Genomic DNA, 25,430 nt, shown 5'->3' on the forward strand with positions numbered 1-25,430 from the left:
CTATGGGCGGGTGGCGGCCCGCATGGTCATCTCCTGTTTTGCAGAGCTTGTAGTACGCCTAGCTGACGGATCATTGCGGCCGACATCTGCTGCGTCTGCAGATGCAACTGCAATGCGTTGGCGACTTGCTGGTTATTGCCTGCAATTTGCAGCAACTGGGCGATTTGCCCGTTGCCTGGCGTGATGGTCTGGGTAGCGAGCCCGGCCGGAGTCTGCAGCGCGACAGTGATGCCGTTGCTGCCGAACGAAATGCCGGCTTTGATTGAGCCGGTCGAATTGCTGGCCGCTGCTGACGGTGCATTGGCGGTACCCGCCAGCGTCACGGCACTATTATTGAAATCAATGATTGCGGAGTTCGAACCGGCATTTCGATCGCCCGCCACTTGCGTGATTTGTGAAACGCCGTTGACCGAAATGCTCTGCCCACCGTTTGCCTGCGCGTTGGGATTGGCGCCGGAATTGCCGGCTCCGCCGCCGGTCACGCTCGCAAGCGTGTTGACGGTTGTGCTCACCTGACCCACCGCGTTCTGCACGGCAGAGAGCGTGCCTTGGGCGAGGGCGGTCACGCCGTTGGGCAACTGCCATTGCGAAAGGACGCTCAGAACGAAGCCTGAAATCATCGTGGCACCGGCATATTTGCCGGTCTGATTAGCGAGAACATCGTCGTCGACCATCTGCACCTTGATGGCGGCGGAGTCGATGTCGTGAGAAGCAAGAAACTCCGGCACCGGTGGCGAGCCGGCGCTTTCTGATGCAAAGACGTTGCTGGTCAGGCCGCACATCGTGGCGCAGATTGCGAGGCCTAACTGCGAAAGGTGGTGCTTCATGGTTGGGTCAGAACAGGTCTGCCTTGATCAAGCCGTACTCGACAAAGGGAGTCGCCGCAGTGCCGTTGGCTAGCGCGTTGGCGCGAAGCTTGAGCGCGAGCGACTCGTTGTCCTGCAATAGCGGTGAATCCTCCTTGAAGGGTTTGCCGAGAACCGCGAACACGAGGCCGTTCCAGGTCTTGGCGAAGTCTTCTTTGAGCACGATGCGATTGCCGAGCGCGGGGTCCGCAATGAAGATGCGGCCCTCCTGTGCATGCTTGACGATCACGAAGTGCTCATACCCGTCGATGTTCATCAGAACCATCACGGGAATCTGTAAGTGTTCAAGCGCGTCGGCGTTGACGCGGAAGCCGCGGCCACGCAGGCCGATGGTCTCGACGAACTTCTTCATGTCGAGCATTGAGAAGCCATTTTTGACAACGACTTCAGGCGTTGAGAAAACCATCATCCGGCGAATCAGTTCGGTCTCCGGAATGTCAATGCCGTAGCCGTACTTGAGGAGGGTAGCGAGCGCCGCCGCACCGCAGCTGTAATCGAACTGCTGGTTGACGATGTGGTTGTAACGGATGTCCCGCATCGAACGAACCGTCTTGGTCAACGGAACGCCCACGAAGGTGGACGTGTCGATGTGCGCCTGTGCGTAGCTGCTGACGCACAAAGTGCAACCTGCCAGCGCTACAACGAACTGTAGCGCCGGGAATCCCTTGAACCCGGACATGCTGGTCTCCTGCTTTTACACGCGCCGACCGCTCTCATGGCCGTCGGCGCGTGCCTCCCTTCTTTTAGGCTTCTTCTACCTGTTCGACACTTACTTGCCGCTGTTCAGCGCAGCGATCGCGAGACCGTTGTGCTGGAGGTTGCCCGCGCCACCTGCGATATTCACGCCGATGTTGCCGGACGCGTTGGCAAGTGAGCCTGCACCCAACATCGCGGTACCCTGGAATTGACCCGTGACCGTCATGCCGGCGGTCTGCGAGTTGTCATCCGTGGCGATCATCGCGGTGGTTTGCGCATTGCCCGGTGTTGTCGTCGTCACTGCACCGGCGAGGCTGTTGTTTTGCACGTTGCCGATACCCGAGGCCACGTTCACCCCAACATTGCCCGTCACACCCGACAGCGAGCCATCCCCGATCGACGCATTCAGATTGAAGTTGTTGATCTTGGCGTAGCCAGCCGAGGACTGGTTGTTGAAGATCTGCGCGTTGCCGAACACGTTGCCGATGTCGACCGAAGCGAGCGAGACATCATTGCTTTGGGCGTTGCTGATGCCTTCCGCGATGTTGATGCCGAGGTTGCCCGATACGCCGTTAGCCGCATTGGCGCCCGTGGTTGCAGTCAGGGTGCCCGCAGCCTGCGTGTTGATGTGGTCGGTCACGTAACCCTTGGTCGTCACATCCGTCGTTGCGAGACTGGCGTCGATTCCCCAGGCTGCGCCATATGCATCGGTTGAGGAGGACTTGCTGTTCTGATAGCCGGACGATTGCTCGCCGACCGCTACGAAGCCTGAACCTTGATTGGCTTTGTAGCCCCAGACACTGCCTTGTCCGGAGGCTTGCGATGCTTCGAAGCCACCCGCTAAGCCCGACGTGTTGGCGTAGCTCGATTCGTTATATCCAGCCTGGAATCCACCGCTTGCATGGGCCGAGCCTTCGCCGAAGAACGGGGTGTTGAAGCCCTGATAGCTGTAGCTGCCGCCGATCGAACCGCCGGCTGCGATATGGCCGCCGGAATTCTGGCTGGTATGGGTGAAGCCGCCTTCAATGCCTGAAGCCTGCTGGCTGGTTTGATAGCCGCCGCCCGCCACCGAGCTGCTTTGATTGCCGTACGCATAGCCGGCCGATGCCTGATAGCCTTGCGAGCCAGACGACGACGACGAGTGGCTTTGCGATGTCACAGCGAAGGCGATACCGCCGCCCTTGATCGACGAAGAGTTGTTGTTGACGGTCGTCGTCACCTTGCCGGTCGTGTAGCTCTGCGCCTGCGGATTGAGCGTCGCATTCACAGTGACCGACTGGTTGTTGTTGATGACTGCGCCGGCCGTGCTGGACACGTGCACGCAACCAAACAGGCCCACCAGACCTTCGACGCCTACTGCTTCGCCGACTAGCGTGGCGTTGAACAGGTAGGCCTTTTGCGGTGCGGCGAACGCGCTGCTGGATGCGGCGACGAGGACGGCTGCAGCAATAAGAGTGCGCTTCATGATTCGCTCCGATACTTTAAGTGTGGTCAGTTAAAAAAAGTGCCCGCCGGGGGACGGAGCACAAAACTGTTTGCCGTGGCATTACCGGCGCCGGCTGTCTGGTTGATCTGCACGATCCCGCTGACGTTCTTGAAGGCATCGCTGGAAATGTTTGCCTCGCGTACGCTATGAACCCCGATGGATTGACCCAGACCTCCGTTTTTCGGGGCCGTCGCGGATAGCTCCCCATCCGAGACGGTCTCGACTCCGAGTGCAGCAGTACCCAACTGGGTGCTGTTGCGCTGCAGATTTCCTACTCCGGCGGACTGGTTCACCAGCACTGCACCGGATGCATTCGAAAAAGCATTGGCTTCGATCGAGGCCCGCGCATTCGTGACCTTTGCGGCCGCCGTCGCGCTTTGCACGCTGGCGTTGTCGTTGCCGACTACGCCGCCGTTCGAAACCGTGACCTGATTGAGTTGCGCGTTATTGAGGCCGGCCGTCTCATTGACCGTGAACGCGCCGGTGACGCCGGCGCCAGCGCCGTTGCCGATCGTCGCGTCGGCGCCGACCGTCGGCACTGCTTGCGCGTGAGCATGGCTCGCCACGAGGACCGAGCTGCTCATGCAGACGAACAGCGCCACATACAGTGGCCGGACTTTGAGCGCGCTCATTTCAGACCCCCGAGCGAGCCGGAGAGGGCGCTCGACAGCGGCGCCAGCGCGCCCGTCACCGACGAGGTGATGGTTCCGCCGATGCCCGGGCCCGGCATGCCGATGCCGCCGGCGTTCAGCGCGATGTTGTTGCCGGTCGTTTTGCCGCTCAGGATTTGCGTAACCGCCTGCATGCCGGTGCCGCCGAGCACGCCGCCGTCGGCGACACCGCTCGACCCGTGCGCATTCGTCAGATCGGTATCGCCGACAAGCTGGGCGATCGCCGGATTGAAGCTATTGGCCGGGAAAGTGGTGGCGCGCACCGCGACCGGGTCCTGATCCCGCGGCACCGGCACAAAGGCATCGCGTGGGGTGACCGTGCGTTCGACAATGATGTCGCCCGGATTGACGGTCTGTTGCGCGGTGGCGCTAACGCTGAAACACGTGACGAGCAAGGCGACGATGGTTGCCAGCGCCGCCGGCAACGGGGTGGACGACGACGCCGGCGACCTGTGTGCGCGCGGCGTCCGGATTGAAGTGGTCATGTCTCGGTCCTTGCTCTTGTCCTGTTAGCGCGTGGTGCGTTGGGTACGCCACAGCCGCCGATTTGCATCGCTAATTTGTTCGCGCTACTTTCTTTGGTAACTGGCGACATTGCCCTGTGCGCTGCGTGCGGCGTCGACCGGAATCGGTAATGGCGAGGGCGGGGCGATCTCATCCCAAAGCGTGACGTTGCTGCTGCCACCGTTGCCGCCCATCAGTTGCGGCGTCGCGGCCACCATCAACATCCCGACCGCGCCGCCGCGTTGACGCGACAGCATCTGGTCGTCGAGCGAAAAATAGTTCACGGATGCAGCATCGGCCGGAATGTTCAGTACGTCGCCGGCGAGCTGGCTTTCAGGGGCCGTCGTGTCCGGCGGGGCCACCACTGCGAGCGTCGTGCTCGTGAGGGTGGCGGAACCGGCATCGGCGGTTTCGGCCATCGCGGCTGATTGAGACAGTGCGGAATCCTGTGCATTGACGCCAGCGGACAGCACGCTCAAAGCCACTGCGGCGGCGCATAGTGCGGCGCAAGGTGCAATGCTGCTCAGGTCGATGCGGAAAGCGAGTCGCATGATGTGTCTCCTTGGTGCACAGCATTTAGCGAAACGTGTGCCATGAGTCGCAATCCATTGGTGCGTCTGGATGTGACCCGTATGCCTCGGAGTAACAGCTGGGAAATCGGTCAAAAACGTTTCAGCGCTGAAACGGTAGGCAGAAAATACCTGTAATTCGTTAAATCTGAAGGTATGAACTACCTTGGGGTGAACGCCAGGAAAAGCGCTTCCACAATGGTTTTATTCATAAGCTGAATAAGTATTGATCGGCCGCTTGGCCTTGCTGGGAAAGGGGTCTCCGATTAAATTCGCATAATTGTTTTCCAACTGACGCGCGTATAGTAAGCTCTCGAAAACAGCTTCAGATTTAAAAAAGCCCGCTAACGGGCCGTCTCAAACACACACGCCGCTTTCTTGGGGATCAGCTGTCCGCACGGAATGGAATGGCCGTTCGGGTTTTGCTATTTCGCGAATCCCGAACGAGTCAGCGTGTCTGAACTCCGGTTCAGGTGCGTGCGTCATCCTTAACGTTCGTTGACGAGAGGATCTGAATAATGGAACCCGCAACGCGGCAACTGATTTACGTTTCACGTGATCCGAGCGCGGAGCTGAATACCCGCTTCCATCAGCGCGGCTGGCATGTCGAAGTCGTGGGGTCGGCGCGCGATGTGCGCCGTGCTGTTCGCGCCGGAATGGCGGCGGGCGGCTTGCTCGATCTGTCTAGCGATTTTCAGCCACACGAAATTGCCGCCTTCGAGTCCTGCCTGACCATGCCGAACGTCGGCTGGGTTGCAGCCACCACGCCCGGACAATTGCAGGACGCGGCGTTGCGCCGGCTCGTGCGGGACTATTGTTTCGACTATGTAACGGTGCCTTACTCGGGCGACAGGATCGTCGATTCGGTCGGTCATGCATACGGCATGATCTCGCTCGGTGAGCCGGCATCGAACGATGCATCGCAAGGCGCTGAAGGCGAAATGGTCGGCTCGTGCGACGCGATGCTCGCGCTGTTCCGTTCGATCCGTAAGGTGGCGATGACCGATGCGCCGGTGTTTATTTCAGGCGAATCGGGCACCGGCAAGGAATTGACCGCGGTCGCGATCCACGAACGCTCGGCGCGCCGCAATGCGCCTTTTGTGCCGATCAACTGCGGCGCGATTCCGCCACATCTGTTGCAATCCGAACTATTCGGCTATGAACGCGGGGCGTTCACCGGCGCTAATCAGCGCAAGATCGGCCGCGTGGAAGCGGCCAACGGCGGCACGCTGTTTCTCGATGAAATCGGCGATCTGCCGCTCGAAAGCCAGGCGAGCCTGCTGCGCTTCCTGCAGGAACGTAAAGTGGAGCGGCTGGGTGGCCACGGTTCGATCGACGTCGACGTGCGCATTATTTCGGCAACTCACGTGGATATGACGTCCGCGATGATCGAAGGGCGGTTCCGCTCTGACCTGTATCACCGCCTGTGCGTGCTGCAAATCGACGAACCGCCGTTGCGCGCACGTGGTAAGGATATCGAACTGCTTGCTCGGCACATGCTGGAACGTTTCAAGAAAGATGCAAGCCGCCGCTTGCGCGGCTTTGCGCCCGACGCCATCGCGGCGCTGCATAACTACGGCTGGCCGGGCAATGTGCGTGAGTTGATCAATCGCGTGCGGCGCGCCATCGTGATGTCGGAAGGGCGTGCGATTACGGCGCGCGACCTCGAACTGGCCGAGTATGTCGAGATCGTGCCCGTGTCGCTCGCGCAGGCGCGCGAAGCGGCCGAACGTCAGGCAATCGAGCTGGCCCTCCTGCGTCATCGCGGCCGTCTCGGCGACGCCGCGCAGGAACTCGGCATTTCGCGCGTGACGTTGTACCGCCTGTTGTGCTCGCACGGCATGCGCCATATGGAAGGCGAACCGCTGAGCGCACCGCATAGCGACTTGCCCGCTTCCGTGCCGCATCTCTGACACGCTTTCCTACCGATATTTTCTCTACCGCGCGCCTCGACCGGGCGCCGTCCGTCTGCGCTTGTTAAAATCGGGTTTTCCGCTCAATCTCCGTGGCGCCAGCTCCTGACCAGGAGCGCGCTTCGTCGAAGGAACCCGCATGAAACAATACCTCGACCTCGTCCGCACGATTCTCGACACCGGCACGTGGCAGGAGAACCGCACCGGCATCCGCACCATCAGCATGCCTGGCGCCATGTTGCGCTTCGACCTCCAGCAGGGCTTTCCCGCGGTCACTACGAAAAAACTGGCGTTCAAATCGGCGGTGGGTGAACTGGTCGGGTTTCTGCGCGCCTCGCGCAGTGCCGCGGACTTTCGCGATCTGGGCTGTAAGGTGTGGGACGCGAACGCTAACCAGAATCCGCAATGGCTTGCCAATCCGTATCGCCAGGGCACGGACGATCTCGGCGACGTATATGGCGTGCAGTGGCGCCAGTGGCCGGCCTACAAGGTGCTGGACGCCGGCGCGAGCGCGCAGCTCGCCGACGCCACAGCGCGTGGCTTCCAGGTGGTGACGGAATTCGAGGAGGACGGCAGCGCCAAGGTACTGCTGTACAAGGCGATCGATCAGTTGCGGCAGTGTCTCGACACGATCATGCAGAACCCCGCCGACCGGCGAATTTTGTTTCATGCCTGGAACCCCGCAGTGCTGGACCAGATCGCGCTGCCGGCTTGCCACCTGCTTTATCAGTTCCTGCCGAACGTCACGCGCCGTGAAATTTCGCTGTGTTTGTACATTCGCAGCAACGATGTCGGCCTCGGTACGCCGTTCAATCTGACCGAAGGCGCGGCGTTGCTGCATCTGGTTGGCCGTCTGACGGGTTATACGCCGCGCTGGTTCACCTACTTCATCGGCGATGCGCACATCTACGAGAACCAGCTCGATATGCTGCAACAACAGCTCACGCGCGAGCCGTACGAAAGCCCCGCCTTCGCGATCGCGGACCGTGTGCCGGACTATGCGAAAACCGGCGTATATGAGCCGGAATGGCTCGAGAAAATCGAGCCGTCGGACTTCTCGTTGACCGGCTACCGGCACCACGAGCCGCTGACGGCGCCGATGGCGGTCTGAAAATGGTCTGAGCGTCTGCTCACAGCCTGCTCAATGAAAAAACCCCTGCGATGCGAATCGCGGGGGTTTTTTCTTGCCGCCTTCCGGCCATCAGGTTGTCAGTGCATCTAGCTGCGCGCGTAACCCTTTTAGCCTTTGTGATGCTCGTCACGATTGCCGCCGCTCGAATGCTGCTCGGCGTGCTGCGGTTGCGGCTGGGGACGCGGCTGCTCCGCACGCTGCGGTTGCGGTTGAGGACGCGGCTGCTGCGCCTGTTGCGGACGCGGCTCAGGACGTGGTTGCTGCACCTGTTGTGGACGCGGCTCGGGACGTGGCTGCTGCACCTGCTGCGGACGCGGCTCAGGACGCGGCTGCTGCACCTGCTGCGGACGCGGCTCAGGACGCGGCTGCTGTGCCTGTTGCGGCTGCGGACGATATTCCTGACGCGGTTGCTGCTGCGCCTGCTGCATCGGTTGCGGCCGGGGCTCTTGCGGCTGCGCGTGTGCTTCAGGCATGCGCTGCGGTTGCGCTTCCGGTTGACGCTGAGCCTGTTGCTGCTGCTCAGGACGCGCCCCCGGCTGGCGTGCCTGTTCCTGCGGGGCGCTACGTTGCTGCGGCTGTTGGGCCATCGGCGTGTGCGGCTGTGTCCATGCAGGCTCATGCCGGCCTTCCGCGCCTGGTTGCTGACCCGCTTGCGCCGGCGCGCCGTGCTGCTGCGCATAAGCGTTCGGGTTGGCGCCGTTCGCTTGCGGCGGACGCGGTACGCCGTTGGACGGATGAGCTGCCTCGGCGGGTTGCTGGCGCAGGTTAGCCATTTGCGGCGGCATGCCCGCTCGCGCTTGCGGTTCGCCGCCACGCTGCGGTTGACCGTTCAGCGGCGCTTCGCCGGGCCGTTGGCCGGCCTGCTGCATGCCGTTAGGCATACCCGGCGCACCCGGCGCTGCGCCCGGCGTCCGCCCGGCCATATGCGACTGTACGACCCGCACGTTCTGCGCCGGCATGCCCCCCGGACCGCCTGCCATGTGAGCCGGTACCGAGGTTCGCACGATCGGCTCGCCCGCGCCCGGCACCCGTCCGCCACTCTGCGCAAAGCGCTGCGCGAGGCTGTCGTGGTATGCGGCCGGCACGGCCGGACTGCGCGTGGCGACGACCGGACGCGCCATCACGCCGCTCGGCGGACGGTAGTTCGCGTTACGCAGGCCCGGCCCGAAGCTTTCCTTCACCGGCGCGATCCCCGGCCCGCCCGGATTGATCTGCGCATTGCGCCACTGTTGCGGATTGACCTTCTGCGCGAAGCGTGCGGTCGACTGGCCATGCACGAAAGCCGTTGCCGGCACCGCGGTCACGCCGCCCGGCCGATAGTTGATGTACGTGTTGTGAATGTTGGTCACATTCACATTCGTCACGTTGCGGTTGTAGTTGTTGACGACCGTCGTGTTATTGACGCGATTGTAGTAACCCGGGCTCCAGTGATCGTGATCACCCCAGTGCGGGTGCCACGGTTCGCCCGGGCCCAGCGGGAACCACGCGACACCGGCCGCAACCGCGCCGCCGATCGCCAGGCTCACCCCCCAGTCGACTCCGCCGCCACCGCCGCCCACGAAGGCGACCAGCGCCGGTGCGTAGACGGGCGGTTCGCTGACCACGACCGGTCCCGGTACCCACGCCCAGTCGTCGTCGACCTGGGCCCAGCGGCCATAGTGGTAAGGCGCGAAGCCCCACGGTTGGTCGTCGACCCAGGTCCAGCCCCACGGCGCTTGCCACACCCAGTGGCCGTCGTGATAAGGCGCCCAGCCGACAGGGGTGGCACGCGGCACCCACACTTCACCGTACTGAGGGCTGCTGCGCCACGTACCGTTGGCGTCGAGATCCTGATAGCCGGGGATGTCGCGCGACACGTAGCGCGCCGACACCGAGCGGTCTTCCGCTGCGTCGCGGCTTGCCGCCCATTGATCGAAGCCGTCGAGGCCGGGCGCGCCGTTGTCGGCGACCTGTTGCAGGTTGGTGCCGGCAAAGCGGATCTGCTGGCCGGCGGCGACCGGCACCTGGCCACTGTCGCCATACACGGTCGCGCTGCCGCTGCGCACGGTGACGGTGGTGGTGGTGCCGTCCGGGGCGACGTCGACGCGATAGTCGCCGGGGCCGTTCAGGCCGAGCGCCAGATTCGGTGTGTCGATTTCATAGGAGGCGCCGGGCGCCAGTTCGCGCACTCGCGCCGACAACGTACCCTGCGCGACCTTGAGTTGCGCGCTGTTGTCATCGAGATTGAGTAGGTCGAGGCTGGTGGACTGGCCGAGGCGTACCGCGGTCGAGCCGATATGCAGTTCGGAGCGCGCGTTCTGATCGTTCCACAACTGATCGCCGGTGGTGAGCGGGCGATTGATCTGTGCGTACGACCAGTCGGTTGCGCCTGCCGGCTCGGTGGTCACGGCGCCAGCCGTATAGTTCAGACGCGCAACGCGCCCAGGCGGATCGGTGTTCTGTGAAGCCGCGCCCGGCGGCGCCTGTTCGGCTTCCTGCGCAAAGGTGGCTTGCGCTGCGAACAGGAATGCCGCAGCGGCGATGAGCGTGTAGCCGGTGATCCGGCGTTTCGAATGTTGGGGTGTGGTCACTGTTCTCATGATTTATCTCCGACGGACGCGGCATTGTGCCGTGTCCGTGAGAGCCACTCTACCCTCACGGTTTGTTTCAAGGCCCCCACTTTTGTAAGGCCCTCTGACGAGCGTGTAACAAAAGGTCTCGATAAGGCATTTCGTAAGTTGATTGCGAAAATTCTGTAATCGCATCAAGCGCTTAAGCGCGGCTCAGGCGGCGAGAAGCGCGTCGAAATGGCGGTGGCCTGCCGGTGTGATGCGCAAGATTCGCGGACGCTCGGTGCGCTCGACCCAACCATTAGCGGACCACGAATCGAGCAGCGCGGCACCGAGCGCGCCGCCCAGATGCGGACGCCGTTCGCTCCAGTCGGGACAGGTGCAGGCGAAGCGGCGCCGGCGGCTCTTCTGGGCGGACATGTCGATGCCCCAATCGGCGAAGCGGGCGGCGCCGTCGGCAGTCGCTTCGAGCGACGAGCCGTGCAGCGTCAGCAGGCCGCGCTCGACCAGCCGCTCGAACACTTGCACCGACAATTCGCCCGCCATATGGTCGTAGCAGGTGCGGGCGTAGCGCATGTCGACGGGCACGGTGCGCGCCGGACGCGGTACGGTCCGTTGCGGCGCGCTGACCTGCGCGACGTTGGCGAGCGCTTCGATGGACGCGGCGATATCCGGCGAGGCGATCCGGAAGTAGCGATGCCGGCCGCGCACTTCGAGCGCGAGCAGGCCGCCGTCGGTCAAACGCGCCAGATGGGCGCTGGCCGCCGACGGCGAGAGCCCGGCAATCATCGTTAGTTCACCGGCCGGGCGGGCGCTGCCGTCCATCAGCGCCCACAGCATCGCGGCGCGGCCGGGGTCGGAAAGCAGCGCACCGATACGGCTCAGGCCTGGGAAATGGTTGTGTTCGTCTGCGAGGTTGGCGGGCATCAGGCGTCTCCGGTTGGTGGCGCGGGCAGGGCGCCAGGCAGTCCACTGTATCTGGCTGCCGTATTCGATGTTTCAGCTTAGCGTGAATTGTCGATGCAGTGGCTACGAAAACCCGGCGGGCAGGGCAGGCTGGTGCGTGCTTTGGTGCTTTGGTGCCCGGATGTCCGATGCTTCGGGGACGCGTCGGCATCGCTTTGGCGTCGCGCCGGGCCGCCAGGCTAGAATCGAAGCCTGTCTTTGCGGGAACACGCTCTCATGAAATTCTTTCTTGCCGCCACTGCCGCGGTTCTGCTGTTCAGTGCGTGCGCGCAGAGCGGTTCCGCTCCGGGCTCGGGTGCAGGCACGGGCAGCATCACGATGTACGGCACGATCGACGAGGGCATTACGGTTCGCAAGTAAGCCCGAAGCAGGCACGGCCGCTTTTTCGGGCGGGTGAGCGTGGCGGGTGGCTGGAATTGATGCATCATTGTCATTCCTGCCATCACCGGCCATGTGACGATCTGGGCATCGTCACTTTCGCCGCCCGAGGCTTATCGATGCCGCCGTCCCCCGCTTCCTCTGCCTCTGCTTCTAGCGCTGGCGCCACAAGTGCCTCCGTAGCTTCCTCCGGTGTGGCCTCTTTTGCCGCGAGTCAAACCGGCTCCGATGATTCCGATCCGCATGACCGCCGCGCGGCGCGCGTGCTGGCGGTTTGCCAGGCGCTCTACACCTCATCTGTCTCGATTGATCTGACCTTGACCGGTCTGGTCGGCTACACGCTTGCCGACGACAAGGCGCTTGCGACGCTGCCGTTCTCGCTGATCACCGTCGCTGCTGCGCTGACTACCATCTTCGCGTCGTTCCTGATGGCGCGCATTGGCCGGCGCGCGGGTTTCGTGCTCGGCGCGGGCGTTGGTGCGCTGGGCGGGGCCATCTCGGTATGGGCAATCTTTCACCACAGCTTCTGGGCGTTCTGCGCTGGCACGGCGACGGTCGGCGTGTTTCAGGCGTTCGCGCAGTACTACCGCTTGGCGGCCGCCGATGCCGTGGGGATCGAGGGCAAAAGCCGCGCGATTTCGACGGTGCTTACCGGCGGCGTAGTGGCAGCCGTTTGCGGGCCGCTTCTCGCCGCGTGGAGCAAGGACTGGCTCGCGCCGGTCGCGTTTGCCGGCTCCTACGCGCTTGTCACCGGGTTCGGACTCGTATCGATTGTCATGCTGGCGCTGTTGTATCGCGACGCCGCGCCGTCCGTGCACGCGGCCGTGACTGACGGACCGGCCCGGCCGCTTGGCGAAATCGTTCGCCAGCCGATCTTTGCTGCGGCGCTCGCCAACAACGCGCTCGGCTACGCCGTGATGATGTTCGTGATGACAGCGACGCCCATCGCCGCGGTCGCGTGCGGCCATACGATTGGCGACGGCGCCGCGATCATTCAATGGCACCTGGTCGGCATGTTCGCGCCGTCGCTATTTTCCGCGCGCCTGATCAGGCGCTTCGGCGTGCTGCCGGTGATCGGCGTGGGGATTGCTCTGTCGGCGCTGTGCGGTGTGCTGGCGTTGCGCTCGACCGATCTGCCGCACTTCTATGCGGCGCTCGCCTGCCTGGGTGTCGGCTGGAATTTCATGTTCGTCGGCGGCTCGACGCTGCTCGCGCAATCGTACCGGCCGTCCGAGCGGGCCAAGACGCAGGCAACCAGTGAATTCACGACCTTTGCGTTTTCCGCGCTGGGCTCGCTGTTCGCCGGGCAATTGCTGGCGCGTTTCGGCTGGACGACGATCAATGCAGCGATCTTTCCGCCGCTCGGAATAGCGGCGTTGGCCACGCTTGGGTATGCGTGGTGGAGCAAGCGGCAATCCGCGGAGGTGATGTCCTGATGGCTGCACGTCATATCGTTTTCGCGGTGGCGCCTGAGCTCGTACTGCTCGATGCATGCGGGCCGCTCGAGGCCTTCTGGCGCGCTGAATTGACCATGGCGGCCGAGGTGGGCGCAGGGGGACGTTCTGCTGTTTCTGACTGTGCCGATGGACCGGCCGGTGTCGGCCGGGTTGACGGCGTGGGCGGATCGGGTGGACCAGGCGGACCACCTGGCACAAACAGAAGAGCCCCAGAGCCGATCGCCTATCGCACAACCGTCGCGTCCATCGACGGTGGCGTATTGCAAACCTTCCCGGGTCTGCCGGTCGTGACCGAACGGCTCGATTCGCTCGACGACCAGCCGATCGACACGCTGATCGTCCCTGGCGTTCCGGTCGACGAACATTGCACGTTGCAGCCGGAACTCGTCGCGTGGATCAGGCGGCGTGCGCCACAGGCGCGGCGCGTGTGCTCGGTCTGCACGGGCGCTTTCTATCTGGCAGCGGCGGGCCTGCTCGACGGCCGCCGTGCGACCACCCATTGGCGGGACGCGCCGCATCTCGCACGCCGTTTCCCCAACGTGCGGGTCGACGCCGATCCGATCTTCATCCGCGACGCGGGCCGGGATGAAAAGGATAGTGTCGTCTGGACATCGGCGGGCGTGACGGCGGGCATCGATCTGGCGCTGGCGCTGATCGAAGAAGATGTCGGTCACGCGGTCGCGATGCAGGCGGCGCGGCGGCTGGTCGTTTTCATGAAGCGGCCCGGCGGGCAATCGCAATTCAGCGCGGCGCTGGCAGCCCAGGCTTCGGCGGGTGGGCCGTTCGAGGCGCTGCATAGCTGGATGGCGGCTCATTTGCGCGACGACCTGTCGGTCGAACGGCTGGCTGACCGTGCGCAGATGAGTCCGCGGACTTTCGCACGACGCTACGTCGACGAAGTCGGCCGCACGCCCGCTAAAACGGTGTCGGCATTGCGTCTGGAGGCGGCCGCGCGGGTGCTGGCGGAGTCGCGCCGGCCACTCAAGCGGATTGCGCTCGATTGCGGCTTCGGTAGCGAGCAGAATTTGCGGCGCGCCTTTGTGCGCCGCTTCGGCGTGTTGCCGCTCGAGTATCGGGAGCGTTTTGAATCAGCAGTCGTGCCACGGCACGCGCCGGCCTCTGCGTCTGGCGCTGCGGAGGCGAGTTGATGAGCGAAAGCTAGTCGAAAGCATAGCGGCCATCCTGGTCGAAATTCGGCAAGATAACCCCACCCGACTCGCGACGGAGTCAATATTGCGCTCGTATAATCGCCTCCTTTAAATGCGTCCGATTGACCGGAGTCAAGATGAGCACCCCTGCCTTAGCGCCGTTGGACCGTTCCGAAACCACCTTCCGTTTTCTCGCTGAGCCCAGCTCGGTCAACTTCGGCGGCAAGGTGCATGGGGGCGCGTTGATGAAGTGGATCGACGAGACTGCGTATGCGTGCTCGGCGGTGTGGTCCGGCCGCTATTGCGTGACGGTGAGCGTGGGCAATATCCGCTTCCGTCGGCCGATCCTGGTCGGCAACCTGGTTGAACTGCGCGCGCGGGTCGTGGCGACCGGCCGCACCAGCATGCACATCCACGTGTCGGTGCAGGCGGGCGATCCGAAGGGCGGTGAGCTGCTGCAAACCACCGATTGCCTCGTCGTGATGGTTGCCGTCAACGAGAACGGTCACCCGGTGCCGGTGCCGGCGTTCGTGCCGGAAACGGATGAGCAGAAGCGCCTTGCCAAGTACGCGATGGATGTGAAGGAAGCGCTCGACGCGATCGTCGAGTTGAAGCCGGACGAAGTGGCGCAGGGGAAGGTTTAAGCGGCGCCTGCTTTAGCGCCGCTCCATGCGGAATCACCCCGCCGAATGCCCGACCATATCCTTCGGCCGTACCCATTCGTCGAACTGCTGCTCGGTGACATAGCCGAGCGCCAGCGCCGACGCTTTCAGCGTGGTGCCTTCCTTGTGCGCTTTCTTCGCAATCTGCGCGGCCTTGTCGTAGCCGATGTGCGGATTGAGCGCCGTCACCAGCATCAGCGATTCGTTAAGCAAGGTATCGATGCGCTCGTTATTCGGCTCGATACCCACCGCGCAGTTGTCGTTGAAACTGTGCGCACCGTCGGCGAGCAGACGGATCGATTGCAGCACGTTGTGCGCGATCATTGGCCGGAACACGTTCAATTCGAAGTTGCCGCTCGCGCCGCCGATATTCACCGCGACGTCGTTGCCGAATACCTGTGAGCACAGCATCGTCAAGGCTTCGGATTGCGTCGGATTGACCTTGCCCGGCATGATCGAGCTGCCCGGTTCGTTCTCCGGAATCGACAGTTCGCCGAGCCCGCAACGCGGACCGCTCGCAAGCCAGCGGATGTCGTTGGCGATCTTGTTCAGGCTCACCGCCACGGTCTTCAACGCGCCGTGCGCGAACACCAGCGCATCGGCTGCGGCCATCACTTCGAATTTGTTGGGCGCAGAGACGAACGGCAAGCCGGTCAGTTTGCCGATCGCCGCGGCCACCTTGTCGGCGAACTGCGGATGCGCATTCAACCCGGTGCCGACCGCCGTGCCGCCCTGTGCGAGTTCGTACAGATGCGGCAGCGCCGATTCCACATGACGGATGCCGTGATCGAGTTGCGCGACGTAGCCTGAAAACTCCTGGCCAAGCGTAAGCGGCGTGGCATCCTGCAGGTGCGTACGGCCGATCTTGACGATGTCGGCGAAGGCTTTTGCCTTGCCGTCGAGCGTATCGCGCAGCGCCTTCAGCGCGGGCAGCAGATGCTTGACGATCCCATAGGCGGTGGCTACGTGCATCGCTGTCGGAAACACGTCGTTCGACGACTGGCCGCGATTCACGTCGTCGTTCGGATGCACTTTGCGCGCTTCGCCACGCTCGCCGCCAAGCAGCTCGCTCGCGCGATTCGCAATCACCTCGTTGAGGTTCATATTGGTCTGCGTGCCGGAGCCGGTTTGCCAGACCGCGAGCGGAAATTCCTCGGGGTGCTTGCCGTCGATGATCTCATCGGCCGCTTGCATGATCGCCTTCGCCTTGTTCTCGTCGAGCACGCCCAGACCCTGGTTGACCTCGGCGGCGGCGCGCTTGATGACGGCCAGCGCGGTGATCAGTTCGGGCGATTGTTTTTCAGACGAAATGCGGAAATTTTGCAGCGAGCGCTGGGTCTGCGCGCCCCATAAACGAGCGTTCGGCACGGCGATCTCGCCGAACGTGTCGCGCTCCATTCGTACGTCTTCGGTCATGGTTTAACTCCGCTTCTCAAAGTTCTGCGTTGACAGGCAATAGGGAGAATAGACCCGTTAGCGCGTTCCGGTAAAAACCCGCTTGCGGATCGAAGATATAGGTGCGGCGCGCACCGTTTTCTACATCGGTCCAGACGAGCGGCGAGAGGGGCGCGCCGATCGAGCGCAAATACGCGAGTTGCGCCGGATCGGCGAGCGTGACCCGGTAGCTTGCTTCGGGTGCGATGGCGCGTTCGAAGATCTGCGCGACCTGTTCGGCGAGCGGCGGGCTATGAATGACCAGTGTCTGCTCGGTGTTCAGATTGGCCGAGCGCGGATCGAGATTCATCGAGCCGATCACCAGAATCTTGTGGTCGATAACATAGGTTTTCGCGTGCAGGCTGGCTCGCGAGCGAGAGCCGGTGAGACCGACGCGCGACGTGCTCTGCTGCGGCTTGAATTCATACAACTCCACACCCTGTTGCAGCAGCGGCACGCGGAACGGACTGTAGCCGGCTTGCACGGCCACCGCGTCGGTCGCGGCGAGCGAGTTGGTTAGCACGGCGATGCGTACCCCACGATGCGTCAGTTCGCCCGCCGCCTTGACACCGGACTCGTGCGGTACGAAGTAAGGCGAAATGATCAGAAAATCTTTCTGCGCGTCATGCATCAGCTCCGCCAATCGCTGCATCGGCGGGCTGACGTAGTCCGGCGACGGATGGACGATTTTCTCCGGCAGGTCTGCCTTGAATTCGGCCGGCGCCCACGTCAGGCCGAGTTGATCCCTGGCAATCTGCAAGGCGAGCGGTGTCGCGTTCAGCGGTTTCGCGTTGTATGGGTCGGCGTTGGTGCGCCAGTGCTGGCGTAAATCGTCACGCGTCTGGTCGAGTACTTTCGCATCGAATTTCTGTTTGTTCAGTACCCGCAGCGGATAGGCGATGCTGCTGTTCCAGTAGTCGTCGAAACTGGCGGAGACATCGGCGACGACCGGACCGGCGGCCAGCACGTCGAGATCGCGGAACTGCAGCGTTTCGCTGGCGCTGAAATATTCGTCGCCGAGGTTACGGCCGCCGACGATGGCCAACTGGTTGTCGGTGATCATCGACTTGTTGTGCATGCGGCGCGTGAAATGGCCGATCTGCGTGAACACGTTCGTCGTGCGTTCGAACATGCCTTCCTGCGCGCTGCCGAACGGATTGAAGACGCGGATCTCGATGTTGTCGTGCGAGTTCAGACCCGCCATCACCTGGTCGATGTCCTTGAAGTTCAGATCGTCGACCAGCATGCGCACGCGCACGCCGTGGTCGGCCGCGTAGAGCGCGGCGCCGAGCAGCAGCTTGCCGGTGGTGTCCTCGTTGGCGATGTAGTACTGCATGTCGAGGGTTTTCGTCGCGGCACGCGCGAGCGCAATGCGCATCTGCAAGGCGTCGGTGCCGCTCGACAGTACCCGGAAACCGGACTCGTTTGGATGCGCCGCTTCGGGCGGCGCCAGGGCCGTGCGAAGCGGCGTTATTTCAGTGGCGGGCAGTGCATGGGTGACCTGACGGTCGAACGCAGTGGCGGGAGGCCGGGTCGCGCAAGCGGTCAAAAATGCCGTTGCGCAGCACAGCAGGAAGAAATGTCTCGTCGTCTGCCAATTCCACAATCGCCTCAGCCACCCATCTCTAAAGGGAACTTCGTTCGGGGCGCGCGACTTGCTTGGGCACGGTGGACTACCTTTAAGGCGGCCGGCTCTCTTCCGGGCGAGTGACGTCCTCCGAAGCGAGTTGAACGCGCATTTGCTGTGCAGTGCGGTCTGATTTTGATTTTGGTCTTGATGCCACGACACGCTGTATCTCCCTGTTTGCAAGCTTTTCATTGCGACAGCGCGTGTGGCGTGTTCACTCTGTCGAGAAATGCATTCTAAGGGGAATCAGGCGTGTGAGCTTTCGTTCTCGCGCATGACTATGGCGCGGTTTGATTGCCTGCACGACGCTTTCTGTCCGCACGCCTCAGGCGTGCAGACAGATGCCGCTCGTCAAGGCAGAAAGCCTTCGACCCGCGGCGCTTGACGACTACTCGATGATGATTATCCGCGTTCGGCGTTCAATACGCGCTCGCCATCCGGATGCGTGGATCCTTTCGCGGGACGTCCTGCCCAATAACCCGCGAGCAGCGAGCCGGACAGGTTATGCCACACCGAAAACAACGCGCCCGGCAACGCCGCGATCGGCGTGAAATACAGTTTGCCGAGCGTCGCTGCGAGGCCGGAGTTTTGCATGCCGACTTCGATAGCGAGCGTGCGGCAGACAGCTTCGTCGAAGCCGAGCAGACGACCGCCCCAGTAGCCGCCGAGCAGACCGATGCCGTTGTGCAGCACCACACCCAGCATCACCACGAGACCCACCGACGCGATGCTCTTCTGCGTGCCGCCCACCACCGCGCCGATGATCAGCAGAATCGCAACCATCGAGATCAGCGGCAAAATCGGCTCGACCTTGCGGACCGTCTTGTTGAACAAATGGTTGACGACCAGGCCGATCACGATCGGCAACGCGACGATTTGCAGGATGCTCATCAGCATGCCGTGCACGTCGACAACGATGGATGCGTCCACGTAAAGGCGCGTGAGCAGCGGTGTCGCGAACACGCCGACCAGCGTCGACAACGCGCTGATCGTCACTGACAGCGCTACGTCACCGCGCGCCAGATAGATCATGACGTTCGACGCCGTGCCGCTTGCCACGCTACCCACCAGCACCATGCCGGCCGTCAGATCCGGCGGCATGCGCAGCGCCTTGGCGATGGCCCACGCTGCCAGCGGCATCACGAGGTAATGCAGCACGATGCCGGCGATCACCGGCGCGGGTCGCGTGAAGACGCGCTGGAAATCGGCCGCCGATAGCGTGACGCCCATCGCCAGCATGATGATCGTCAGGAGGGTGGTGACGTGGGGCGCAATACCGGCGAACGAAACGGGCGAGAAGTACGCGGCAATCGAAACGAGCACGGCCCAGAGCGGAAATAAACGGGTGACGCGGGCAAGCATGACGGGTGGTCCTTGTTTATGTTTTATGGCGAGAATTGAAGGTCGGTCGAGCGGCATGGCGCGGTGAGCGATGCATACCCGGGGCGCCGCTCGCGAGGAGCGGCAGGCCCTGGCGGCGGGTGTTGGGCCGTGGGGCGGCGCGGGCCTTTGTGAGGTGCGCGAATCGGCTCACGCGGGTGCGCGCGATTTTTGCCAAAGCACACATTTTACCGTTCACGGCGCGTTTACCGGGGAACGTTGGTTGCGCGTGCAACCAACCAGTCACCTGTGCTTTGCCTGGCTCATGCCGACGGGGGAGGCGGCGCGCCGGGCGTGACCGGCACGCGCCGCAAGCTTAGTTTGTGAAAGCGCAGCGTCATCAACAGCGCGACGCTCGCGAGGCCGGCGGCGAGCCCCCACCACAAGCCGCGCGCGCCCAACCCGAAATGAAATGCCAGCACATAACCGGTCGGAAAGCCGATGACCCAGTATCCGAAAGTTGCGGCAATCATCGGCACGCGCGTGTCTTTCAGGCCGCGCAGGCAGCCTGACGCTACGGTCTGCATGCCGTCGACGATCTGGAAGAGTGCGGCCACGCCGAGCAGCGAACTCGCCAACGTAACCGTGGCTGCGTTGACCGGGTCGTCGAGATGCAGGTACAGGCCGACGATCCAGTGCGGCGCCGCGATCAGCACGATGCCCGACAGCGTCATGAAGCCGACGCCGAGCGCCAGCGCGACGAAGCCCGCGTGGCGCGCGGCAAGCGGCTGGCCGGCGCCGGACCAGTAGCCGACTCGCACATTGGCCGCCTGGCCGATCGCGAGCGGCACCATGAAGGCCACCGAGGCGACGTTCAACGCGATCTGATGCGCGGCCAGTTGTGATTCGCCGAGCAGGCCGACCATCAGGCCGGTGGCGAGGAACAGGGTCGATTCGACGCCGTAGGTGATCGCGACCGGCCAGCCGATGCCGAACAACTCGCCCATCAACGGCACATTCGGCCGTGTCGCGACGACGAAATGTTTATACCGTGGCCGCAGATGCAACAAGGCCATCAGGACGAGCGCGCTCAGCCAGACCGTGATCGAGGTGGCCGTCGCCGAACCGAGAAAGCCTAAGCGAGGCAGTCCGTATACGCCGTGAATCAGCCCGTAGTTGAGAAAGCCGTTGACGAACACGCTAACGAGCGACACCCACAGGAGCCGCTTGGCCGCGCCGATGGCCGGCAGGAACGAGCGCATCAGGCCGACGCCGATCAGACTGCCGAGCGAGCCCCAGCGCAGCACTGCCGCGTATTCACCGACGTTGTGCGCAAGCAGCGCGGGTTCGCCGAAAGCCAGCAGGACCGGCGTGGCGAACGACAGCAGGAAGAACGCCGGCACCGACAGCAGCACCGACAACACGAAGCCGGTCCAGTAGATATGCGGCACCCGGCCTTCGTCCTGCGCGCCGCGCGCATGCGACACGCTCACGCTCACGGAGGTGAGCACGCCTTGCAGCAACGTGACCACAACGAAGAACAGGTTGGCGCCGAGGCCGCCGGCGGCGAGCGCGTCAGGGCCGAGCGAGCCGAGCAGGATCGTATCGGTGACGCCCATCGCCATTTGCGAAAGTTGCGCGATGGCGAGCGGCGCGGCGAGCCGGGCGGTGTCGGCGGCGTGGCGGGAAAGGGTCGGCGGCCGGGCGGCCACCCGGGTGAAGCCGGATTGAGTCATGGAGCGCTTGAAAGCGGAAGGGGTGACAGCAAGCGGCGGGCGCAAGCCGGACGACTCGCGAGGCTTTCGCGCGGCCGGTGGTGGAATGCGGGGCGCGCCGAAAGCGTAGGGCGGCTGTCAGCCGATTGTTTGTCTGTCGAAACTGACAGCTTATTGCTTAGGCGCGGCGATGTCGATGGAGGAGGCACGATTTTGGTGCGTGCGGTCCTCCGAGTTTCCGGACTCAAAGTCTCGGATTACGAACCGTTGGCAGCCTGTCTTCGGCTCAATGTCTTTGGCCGCGAGTTTCCCGCGAATCGGGGTGAGGCCGCGCCTCAAGCCTCGTGCACCGCGATTCGCGTGTCGCCGAGCAACACAACCTGGCCCGCGCGAATTTTGCAGGTTTTACGCGTTTCGACCCGGCCGTCGACGGTCACTGCGCCGTCCGCGACCATCATTTTCGCCGAGCCGCCGCTGTCTGCCAGACCCGTTATCTTCAGGAGATTGTGCAGTTCGACGTAGTCGCCGGTCAGTGTGAAATCGAGGTTGGGCATGGCGTTTGCACCTTGAAGCAAAGGGTTCGCATCATAAGCCAGAAGCTTGCCCCGAATGAAAGTCCCCGTGGCGCCGGGCTGCGATCAGGCGATTGCAAGCAGATGTTATGCAGTTGTCAGAAAGTGAAACGTTCCGTAACACTGGTCGTACATCACGAACTTCACTCGTAAAGTGCAGCTCTGTAGGAAAGCCTGCTGGATTTTTCGGCGGCGAATAGACCGGACGAGAGGCGCATGACGCACGCCGCGCCGGATATGACGTCCGTGTCACAACAACTCTAGAGAGGATTTAGCCATGACCCAGATTCGTACACTCCTGATCGGTACCGCCCTGACTGCTTTTGCCGCCACCGCTGCTGTCGCGCAGACCGCGCAACCGGCCGCGGGTATGAACGGCCAGGCACAGGTCCAGACCCAAGGCGCTGATGTCGCACCGGCCGCACAGGGTGTGCAGCCGGTGACGCCGGCACCGGCGCGTCTGACGGCATCGGGCTCGACCGATCCGCTGGTCCAGAAACGCGACGCCAACGCGCAGGCTAATGCCGAATACAAGGCGTCTAAGAAGGCGTCCAAGGCGGAGTTGGCGCAACAGAAGAAGGCTGCCAAGTCGCAGTACAAGGAGCAGGTGCGTGATGCCAGGATCAACCAGAAGGCTGACAAGCAGGCTGCTAACAACGAAATGAAGATGAACATGCAAGGCCAGGCAGCCGACCAGGACAACGGTGCCGACGTCAAGCACTAAGCCTGAGGTCTAACGCGCCGGGCGTGACGGTGGCGTTGGCCGCAGTCACGCCCCCCCGCTAACCGGGGGTCGTGCAAAGGCGCAGCACCTGGCGCGGCCGGCTCCAGCCGGTCCGCTTCAATCAACTTTGCTGCGGAGTGGACCAGGCGTCGTGCAGACTGCCTGATTTGTCCGCATGCCGTTGTACGGAGGTATCGCATGACCATCACCTCGCCTATGAAGAACCGAATTTACGCCGCGCTCATTGCCGGTTGCCTATCGTCCGTCGCATTCGCGCAGGCAAGCGACCCGGCCGCCGCGCCGGTGACTCACGCTGACAGGAAGGCGGCCAAGGAACAGTCGAAGGCTGACAAGAAGGCGTCGGTGGCGCAAGCCAAGGCCGATAAGAAGAAAACGGATGCCCAGGCCGATGCCGACAAGGCGAACGCCGACGCCAGTCTGAAGGACGCAAAGAAGCAGTAAAAAGGCGTCAATTAAAGCAAACGCAGGGTGTCGCGGACGCCTTGCTATGCCTCGTCGAAGAAAGTGGCCCGGTACGCGTGTGCGCCCGGGTCATTTTTTTGCGCTCGCTTTACGCCGCTGCTGTGGCGGTGCCCGATTGCCACGCCAGAAGGAAGGGCGCCTGACAGTGCCGCTCGACGCGCTCGACAAAGTGCGGCGCCGATGATTCTGCGGGGCCGTGGCGCCGGCAGTGGAAAGACGAAAAAAGGGTCGCTTGTCTCCGATACTTGTATGGATATACAGTATGCGTCGCCGCGTCAACTCCACCTCAGGCCCGAATCCACTGTGCTCTCCGTCGCTGAATCTCCGCCACCGTCCGATTCCGGTACCGATAGCGCCGCCTGGCTGGCAAAGCTCAACGACGCGCAGCGCGAAGCCGTCGAATACGGCGCCGACAATCCCAACGCGCCGCCGGGCGCGCTGCTGGTGATAGCGGGTGCCGGTTCCGGCAAGACCAACACGCTGGCGCATCGGGTTGCCAATCTGGTGGTGAAGGGCGCCGATCCGCGCCGTATCCTGCTACTGACTTTTTCACGCCGCGCCGCGCTCGAAATGACCCGCCGCGTCGGGCGTATCGCCGGTGCGGCGCTCGGGTCGCGGGCCGCGCTGGCGCAGGGGCTGACGTGGTCGGGTACCTTTCATAGTGTCGGCGCACGGCTATTGCGTGAATACGCGGACCTGATCGGCCTCGCGCCCACCTTCACAATCAATGACCGTGAGGATTCCGCCGATCTGATGAATCTCGTGCGCCACGAGCTAGGCTTGTCGGCGAAAGAGCGGCGCTTTCCGGCCAAGAGCACCTGCTTTGCGATTTACTCGCGCGTGGTGAACACAGGCGCGTCGCTCGCCGATGTGCTCGACAGTGCGTTCCCCTGGTGCCGCGAGTGGGAAGCCGATCTGCGCATGTTGTTCGCGGCGTACGTCGAAGCCAAGCAGAAGCAGAGCGTGCTCGACTACGACGACCTGCTGCTCTACTGGTCGCACATGGCCGCCGAGCCGGCGATCGCGGCCGATCTGTCGGCGCGCTTCGATCACGTCATGGTCGACGAGTATCAGGACACCAACCGCTTGCAGGCGTCGATCCTGCTTGCGCTGAAACCCGATGGCCGTGGCCTGACCGTGGTCGGCGACGACGTCCAGTCGATCTATTCGTTTCGTGGCGCGACCGTGCGCAACATTCTCGACTTTCCGGCGCACTTCAACCCGCCGGCCAGACAGGTCACGCTCGAGCGCAATTACCGCTCCACCGGGTCGATTCTGGCGGCGTCGAATGCGGTAATCGAGCTTGCGAGTGAGCGCTACACGAAGAATCTGTGGACCGACAAGGCTTCGGCGCAACGCCCGCGTCTGGTGACGGTCGCCGATGAAGCGGATCAGGCGCGCTACATCGTCGAACAGGTGCTGGAGGCACGCGAGCAGGGCATGACGCTCAAGTCGCAGGCGGTGTTGTTTCGCGCCGCCCACCACAGCGCCGCGCTCGAGATTGAACTGACCCGGCGCAACATTCCGTTCGTGAAGTTCGGCGGCCTGAAGTTCCTCGACTCGGTGCACGTCAAGGATGTGCTCGCCGTGCTGCGCTGGGCGGAGAATCCTCGCGACCGTGTCGCTGGTTTTCGCGTCGTGCAGTTGCTGCCGGGCGTCGGTCCCGCCACCGCCGCGAAGGTGCTGGACGAGGTCGTGGCGCGGGCCGCCGGCAATGCGGCCGATATCACTCATAGCGCCGGTGGCGCGCTGGCCGTCTTTGTGCCGCCCGCGCGCGCGCAGGAAGACTGGCATCCGTTCGTCAAGCTGATGTCGAGCGTGTACGGGCGCCAGACGCCGTGGCCGGCCGAGTTCGAAATGGTGCGGCGCTGGTACGAGCCGCATCTCGAGCGCAATCATGAGGACGCGGCGATCCGTCATGCAGACGTGCTGCAGATGGAAAGCATCGCGGGCACCTATGCGTCGCGCGAACGCTTCCTCACCGAACTGACGCTCGATCCGCCCGACGCCACCAGCGACGAGTCGGGCGTGCCCCTGATCGACGAGGACTACCTGATCCTGTCCACGATTCATTCGGCGAAAGGGCAGGAGTGGCGCAATGTGTTCGTGCTGAATGGCGTCGACGGTTGCATTCCGTCCGACCTCGGCACTGGCAGCGAAGAGGAAATCGATGAGGAGCGGCGCCTGTTATATGTGGCGATGACACGCGCGAAGGAAGACCTGCATATCGTCGTGCCGCAGCGTTTTTACGTGCACAACCAGACCCATATGGGAGACCGTCACGTGTGGGCGTCGCGCACGCGGTTCATTCCGGCGCATCTGATGCCCTTGTTCGACGCCTACGCCTGGCCGCGCGTACCTGTGCCGAGTGCCCCCACAGCGGCGGGGCTGGCCGCGGCGGCGCAGGCGAAGATAGAGATTGGGGCCAGGCTCAGGAAGATGTGGGATTGAAGCGGTGATGCGGGGTGGGGCGCGATCGAGCTCCCTTTGTGACCTCTTCTTCTGCGCTTCGATGACTATTGCGGCCGCCCGCGGTTGCGGCTAGCCGCTGCCGACTG

At 63.3% G+C, this 25,430-nt stretch carries 22 protein-coding genes; 9 read left to right on the plus strand and 13 right to left on the minus strand.

Annotated features, from left to right (window positions below; translation table 11 throughout):
* Positions 1-26: 26 nt before the first annotated feature.
* The 6 genes from PQR40_RS06010 to PQR40_RS06035 all read right to left on the minus strand — a co-directional run bounded on the left by PQR40_RS06010 (position 27) and on the right by PQR40_RS06035 (position 4,774).
* The gene (locus PQR40_RS06010; protein WP_408222299.1) at positions 27-827 is read right to left on the minus strand and encodes a peptidase C39; all 801 of its coding nucleotides are present in this window, start codon (positions 825-827) and stop codon (positions 27-29) included.
* A 7-nt stretch (positions 828-834) separates the two neighbouring features.
* Positions 835-1,545 carry a C39 family peptidase gene (locus tag PQR40_RS06015; RefSeq protein ID WP_408222297.1) on the minus strand — a complete coding sequence of 237 codons (711 nt, stop codon included), beginning with the start codon at positions 1,543-1,545 and terminating at the stop codon, positions 835-837.
* A 90-nt stretch (positions 1,546-1,635) separates the two neighbouring features.
* The gene (locus PQR40_RS06020; protein ID WP_408508605.1) at positions 1,636-3,027 is read right to left on the minus strand and encodes a FapB/FapC family functional amyloid domain-containing protein; all 1,392 of its coding nucleotides are present in this window, start codon (positions 3,025-3,027) and stop codon (positions 1,636-1,638) included.
* A gap of 26 nt (positions 3,028-3,053) precedes the next feature.
* A complete protein-coding gene (locus tag PQR40_RS06025; protein WP_408484048.1) occupies positions 3,054-3,632 on the minus strand; it encodes a FapB/FapC family functional amyloid domain-containing protein in 579 nt (192 codons plus the stop codon).
* A 44-nt stretch (positions 3,633-3,676) separates the two neighbouring features.
* Positions 3,677-4,204 (minus strand): FapA family amyloid fibril periplasmic chaperone, encoded by a 528-nt coding sequence (locus tag PQR40_RS06030; RefSeq protein ID WP_408222294.1) that lies wholly within the window; start codon positions 4,202-4,204, stop codon positions 3,677-3,679.
* Positions 4,205-4,288: 84 nt separating this feature from the next.
* A complete protein-coding gene (locus PQR40_RS06035; protein ID WP_408508606.1) occupies positions 4,289-4,774 on the minus strand; it encodes a hypothetical protein in 486 nt (161 codons plus the stop codon).
* 536 nt (positions 4,775-5,310) lie between these two features.
* Here PQR40_RS06035 and PQR40_RS06040 point away from each other — a divergent pair.
* Positions 5,311-6,705 (plus strand): sigma-54 dependent transcriptional regulator, encoded by a 1,395-nt coding sequence (locus PQR40_RS06040; protein WP_408206190.1) that lies wholly within the window; start codon positions 5,311-5,313, stop codon positions 6,703-6,705.
* Positions 6,706-6,844: 139 nt separating this feature from the next.
* Positions 6,845-7,816 carry a thymidylate synthase gene (locus tag PQR40_RS06045; protein ID WP_408222290.1) on the plus strand — a complete coding sequence of 324 codons (972 nt, stop codon included), beginning with the start codon at positions 6,845-6,847 and terminating at the stop codon, positions 7,814-7,816.
* Between the two features lie 128 nt (positions 7,817-7,944).
* Here PQR40_RS06045 and PQR40_RS06050 read toward each other — a convergent pair whose 3' ends face one another.
* Both PQR40_RS06050 and PQR40_RS06055 read right to left on the minus strand, forming a co-directional pair.
* Entirely contained in the window at positions 7,945-10,416 is a 2,472-nt protein-coding gene (locus PQR40_RS06050; protein ID WP_408222288.1) for a DUF6600 domain-containing protein, read from the minus strand.
* A gap of 183 nt (positions 10,417-10,599) precedes the next feature.
* Positions 10,600-11,313 carry an ArsR/SmtB family transcription factor gene (locus PQR40_RS06055; RefSeq protein ID WP_408222286.1) on the minus strand — a complete coding sequence of 238 codons (714 nt, stop codon included), beginning with the start codon at positions 11,311-11,313 and terminating at the stop codon, positions 10,600-10,602.
* 255 nt (positions 11,314-11,568) lie between these two features.
* On the opposite strand from PQR40_RS06055, the gene PQR40_RS06060 reads away from it, so the two are divergent.
* From PQR40_RS06060 to PQR40_RS06075, 4 genes are all read left to right on the plus strand, one after another.
* Positions 11,569-11,712: a putative periplasmic lipoprotein gene (locus PQR40_RS06060; protein ID WP_408222284.1), complete on the plus strand. Its 144-nt coding sequence runs from the start codon at positions 11,569-11,571 to the stop codon at positions 11,710-11,712.
* A 137-nt stretch (positions 11,713-11,849) separates the two neighbouring features.
* Positions 11,850-13,166, plus strand: coding sequence for an MFS transporter (locus tag PQR40_RS06065; RefSeq protein WP_408508607.1), 1,317 nt, complete (start codon positions 11,850-11,852; stop codon positions 13,164-13,166).
* Entirely contained in the window at positions 13,166-14,335 is a 1,170-nt protein-coding gene (locus PQR40_RS06070) for a GlxA family transcriptional regulator (RefSeq protein WP_408508608.1), read from the plus strand. Before PQR40_RS06065 ends, PQR40_RS06070 begins: the two co-directional genes overlap by 1 nt.
* Before the next feature lie 137 nt (positions 14,336-14,472).
* Positions 14,473-14,979, plus strand: coding sequence for an acyl-CoA thioesterase (locus PQR40_RS06075; RefSeq protein WP_408222278.1), 507 nt, complete (start codon positions 14,473-14,475; stop codon positions 14,977-14,979).
* Positions 14,980-15,012: 33 nt separating this feature from the next.
* Here PQR40_RS06075 and fumC read toward each other — a convergent pair whose 3' ends face one another.
* The 5 genes from fumC to PQR40_RS06100 form a co-directional block, all read right to left on the minus strand.
* Entirely contained in the window at positions 15,013-16,413 is a 1,401-nt protein-coding gene (gene fumC / locus PQR40_RS06080) for a class II fumarate hydratase (protein ID WP_408222276.1), read from the minus strand.
* A gap of 16 nt (positions 16,414-16,429) precedes the next feature.
* On the minus strand, positions 16,430-18,037 hold the full coding sequence (locus tag PQR40_RS06085; protein WP_408222274.1) for a phospholipase D family protein: 1,608 nt from the start codon (positions 18,035-18,037) through the stop codon (positions 16,430-16,432).
* Positions 18,038-18,460: 423 nt separating this feature from the next.
* The gene (panS, locus tag PQR40_RS06090) at positions 18,461-19,420 is read right to left on the minus strand and encodes a ketopantoate/pantoate/pantothenate transporter PanS (RefSeq protein WP_408222272.1); all 960 of its coding nucleotides are present in this window, start codon (positions 19,418-19,420) and stop codon (positions 18,461-18,463) included.
* A gap of 281 nt (positions 19,421-19,701) precedes the next feature.
* On the minus strand, positions 19,702-21,114 hold the full coding sequence (locus tag PQR40_RS06095; RefSeq protein WP_408508609.1) for an MATE family efflux transporter: 1,413 nt from the start codon (positions 21,112-21,114) through the stop codon (positions 19,702-19,704).
* A 314-nt stretch (positions 21,115-21,428) separates the two neighbouring features.
* Positions 21,429-21,647, minus strand: coding sequence for an RNA-binding S4 domain-containing protein (locus tag PQR40_RS06100; RefSeq protein ID WP_011489423.1), 219 nt, complete (start codon positions 21,645-21,647; stop codon positions 21,429-21,431).
* Positions 21,648-21,942: 295 nt separating this feature from the next.
* Here PQR40_RS06100 and PQR40_RS06105 point away from each other — a divergent pair, with 295 nt between their 5' ends.
* The 3 genes from PQR40_RS06105 (at position 21,943) to PQR40_RS06115 (ending at position 25,323) form a co-directional block, all read left to right on the plus strand.
* Entirely contained in the window at positions 21,943-22,389 is a 447-nt protein-coding gene (locus PQR40_RS06105) for a hypothetical protein (protein WP_408508610.1), read from the plus strand.
* 198 nt (positions 22,390-22,587) lie between these two features.
* On the plus strand, positions 22,588-22,851 hold the full coding sequence (locus PQR40_RS06110) for a hypothetical protein (protein ID WP_408333952.1): 264 nt from the start codon (positions 22,588-22,590) through the stop codon (positions 22,849-22,851).
* A gap of 270 nt (positions 22,852-23,121) precedes the next feature.
* On the plus strand, positions 23,122-25,323 hold the full coding sequence (locus PQR40_RS06115; RefSeq protein WP_408508611.1) for an ATP-dependent helicase: 2,202 nt from the start codon (positions 23,122-23,124) through the stop codon (positions 25,321-25,323).
* Positions 25,324-25,430 lie beyond the last annotated feature (107 nt).

Source organism: Paraburkholderia sediminicola (assembly GCF_046026855.1).
In the GTDB taxonomy this organism is placed as follows: domain Bacteria; phylum Pseudomonadota; class Gammaproteobacteria; order Burkholderiales; family Burkholderiaceae; genus Paraburkholderia; species Paraburkholderia sediminicola_A.

Coding starts and splice junctions, on each gene's coding strand:
- PQR40_RS06055 (WP_408222286.1), bottom strand. CDS start 11,313: ATGCCCGCCAACCTCGCAGACGAACACAACCATTTCCCAGGCCTGAGC.
- PQR40_RS06040 (WP_408206190.1), top strand. CDS start 5,311: ATGGAACCCGCAACGCGGCAACTGATTTACGTTTCACGTGATCCGAGC.
- PQR40_RS06020 (WP_408508605.1), bottom strand. CDS start 3,027: ATGAAGCGCACTCTTATTGCTGCAGCCGTCCTCGTCGCCGCATCCAGC.
- PQR40_RS06110 (WP_408333952.1), top strand. CDS start 22,588: ATGACCATCACCTCGCCTATGAAGAACCGAATTTACGCCGCGCTCATT.
- PQR40_RS06095 (WP_408508609.1), bottom strand. CDS start 21,114: ATGACTCAATCCGGCTTCACCCGGGTGGCCGCCCGGCCGCCGACCCTT.
- PQR40_RS06115 (WP_408508611.1), top strand. CDS start 23,122: ATGGATATACAGTATGCGTCGCCGCGTCAACTCCACCTCAGGCCCGAA.
- PQR40_RS06030 (WP_408222294.1), bottom strand. CDS start 4,204: ATGACCACTTCAATCCGGACGCCGCGCGCACACAGGTCGCCGGCGTCG.
- PQR40_RS06045 (WP_408222290.1), top strand. CDS start 6,845: ATGAAACAATACCTCGACCTCGTCCGCACGATTCTCGACACCGGCACG.
- fumC (WP_408222276.1), bottom strand. CDS start 16,413: ATGACCGAAGACGTACGAATGGAGCGCGACACGTTCGGCGAGATCGCC.
- PQR40_RS06050 (WP_408222288.1), bottom strand. CDS start 10,416: ATGAGAACAGTGACCACACCCCAACATTCGAAACGCCGGATCACCGGC.
- PQR40_RS06035 (WP_408508606.1), bottom strand. CDS start 4,774: ATGCGACTCGCTTTCCGCATCGACCTGAGCAGCATTGCACCTTGCGCC.
- PQR40_RS06025 (WP_408484048.1), bottom strand. CDS start 3,632: ATGAGCAGCTCGGTCCTCGTGGCGAGCCATGCTCACGCGCAAGCAGTG.
- PQR40_RS06060 (WP_408222284.1), top strand. CDS start 11,569: ATGAAATTCTTTCTTGCCGCCACTGCCGCGGTTCTGCTGTTCAGTGCG.
- PQR40_RS06065 (WP_408508607.1), top strand. CDS start 11,850: ATGCCGCCGTCCCCCGCTTCCTCTGCCTCTGCTTCTAGCGCTGGCGCC.
- PQR40_RS06070 (WP_408508608.1), top strand. CDS start 13,166: ATGGCTGCACGTCATATCGTTTTCGCGGTGGCGCCTGAGCTCGTACTG.
- PQR40_RS06015 (WP_408222297.1), bottom strand. CDS start 1,545: ATGTCCGGGTTCAAGGGATTCCCGGCGCTACAGTTCGTTGTAGCGCTG.
- PQR40_RS06100 (WP_011489423.1), bottom strand. CDS start 21,647: ATGCCCAACCTCGATTTCACACTGACCGGCGACTACGTCGAACTGCAC.
- PQR40_RS06105 (WP_408508610.1), top strand. CDS start 21,943: ATGACCCAGATTCGTACACTCCTGATCGGTACCGCCCTGACTGCTTTT.
- PQR40_RS06010 (WP_408222299.1), bottom strand. CDS start 827: ATGAAGCACCACCTTTCGCAGTTAGGCCTCGCAATCTGCGCCACGATG.
- panS (WP_408222272.1), bottom strand. CDS start 19,420: ATGCTTGCCCGCGTCACCCGTTTATTTCCGCTCTGGGCCGTGCTCGTT.
- PQR40_RS06075 (WP_408222278.1), top strand. CDS start 14,473: ATGAGCACCCCTGCCTTAGCGCCGTTGGACCGTTCCGAAACCACCTTC.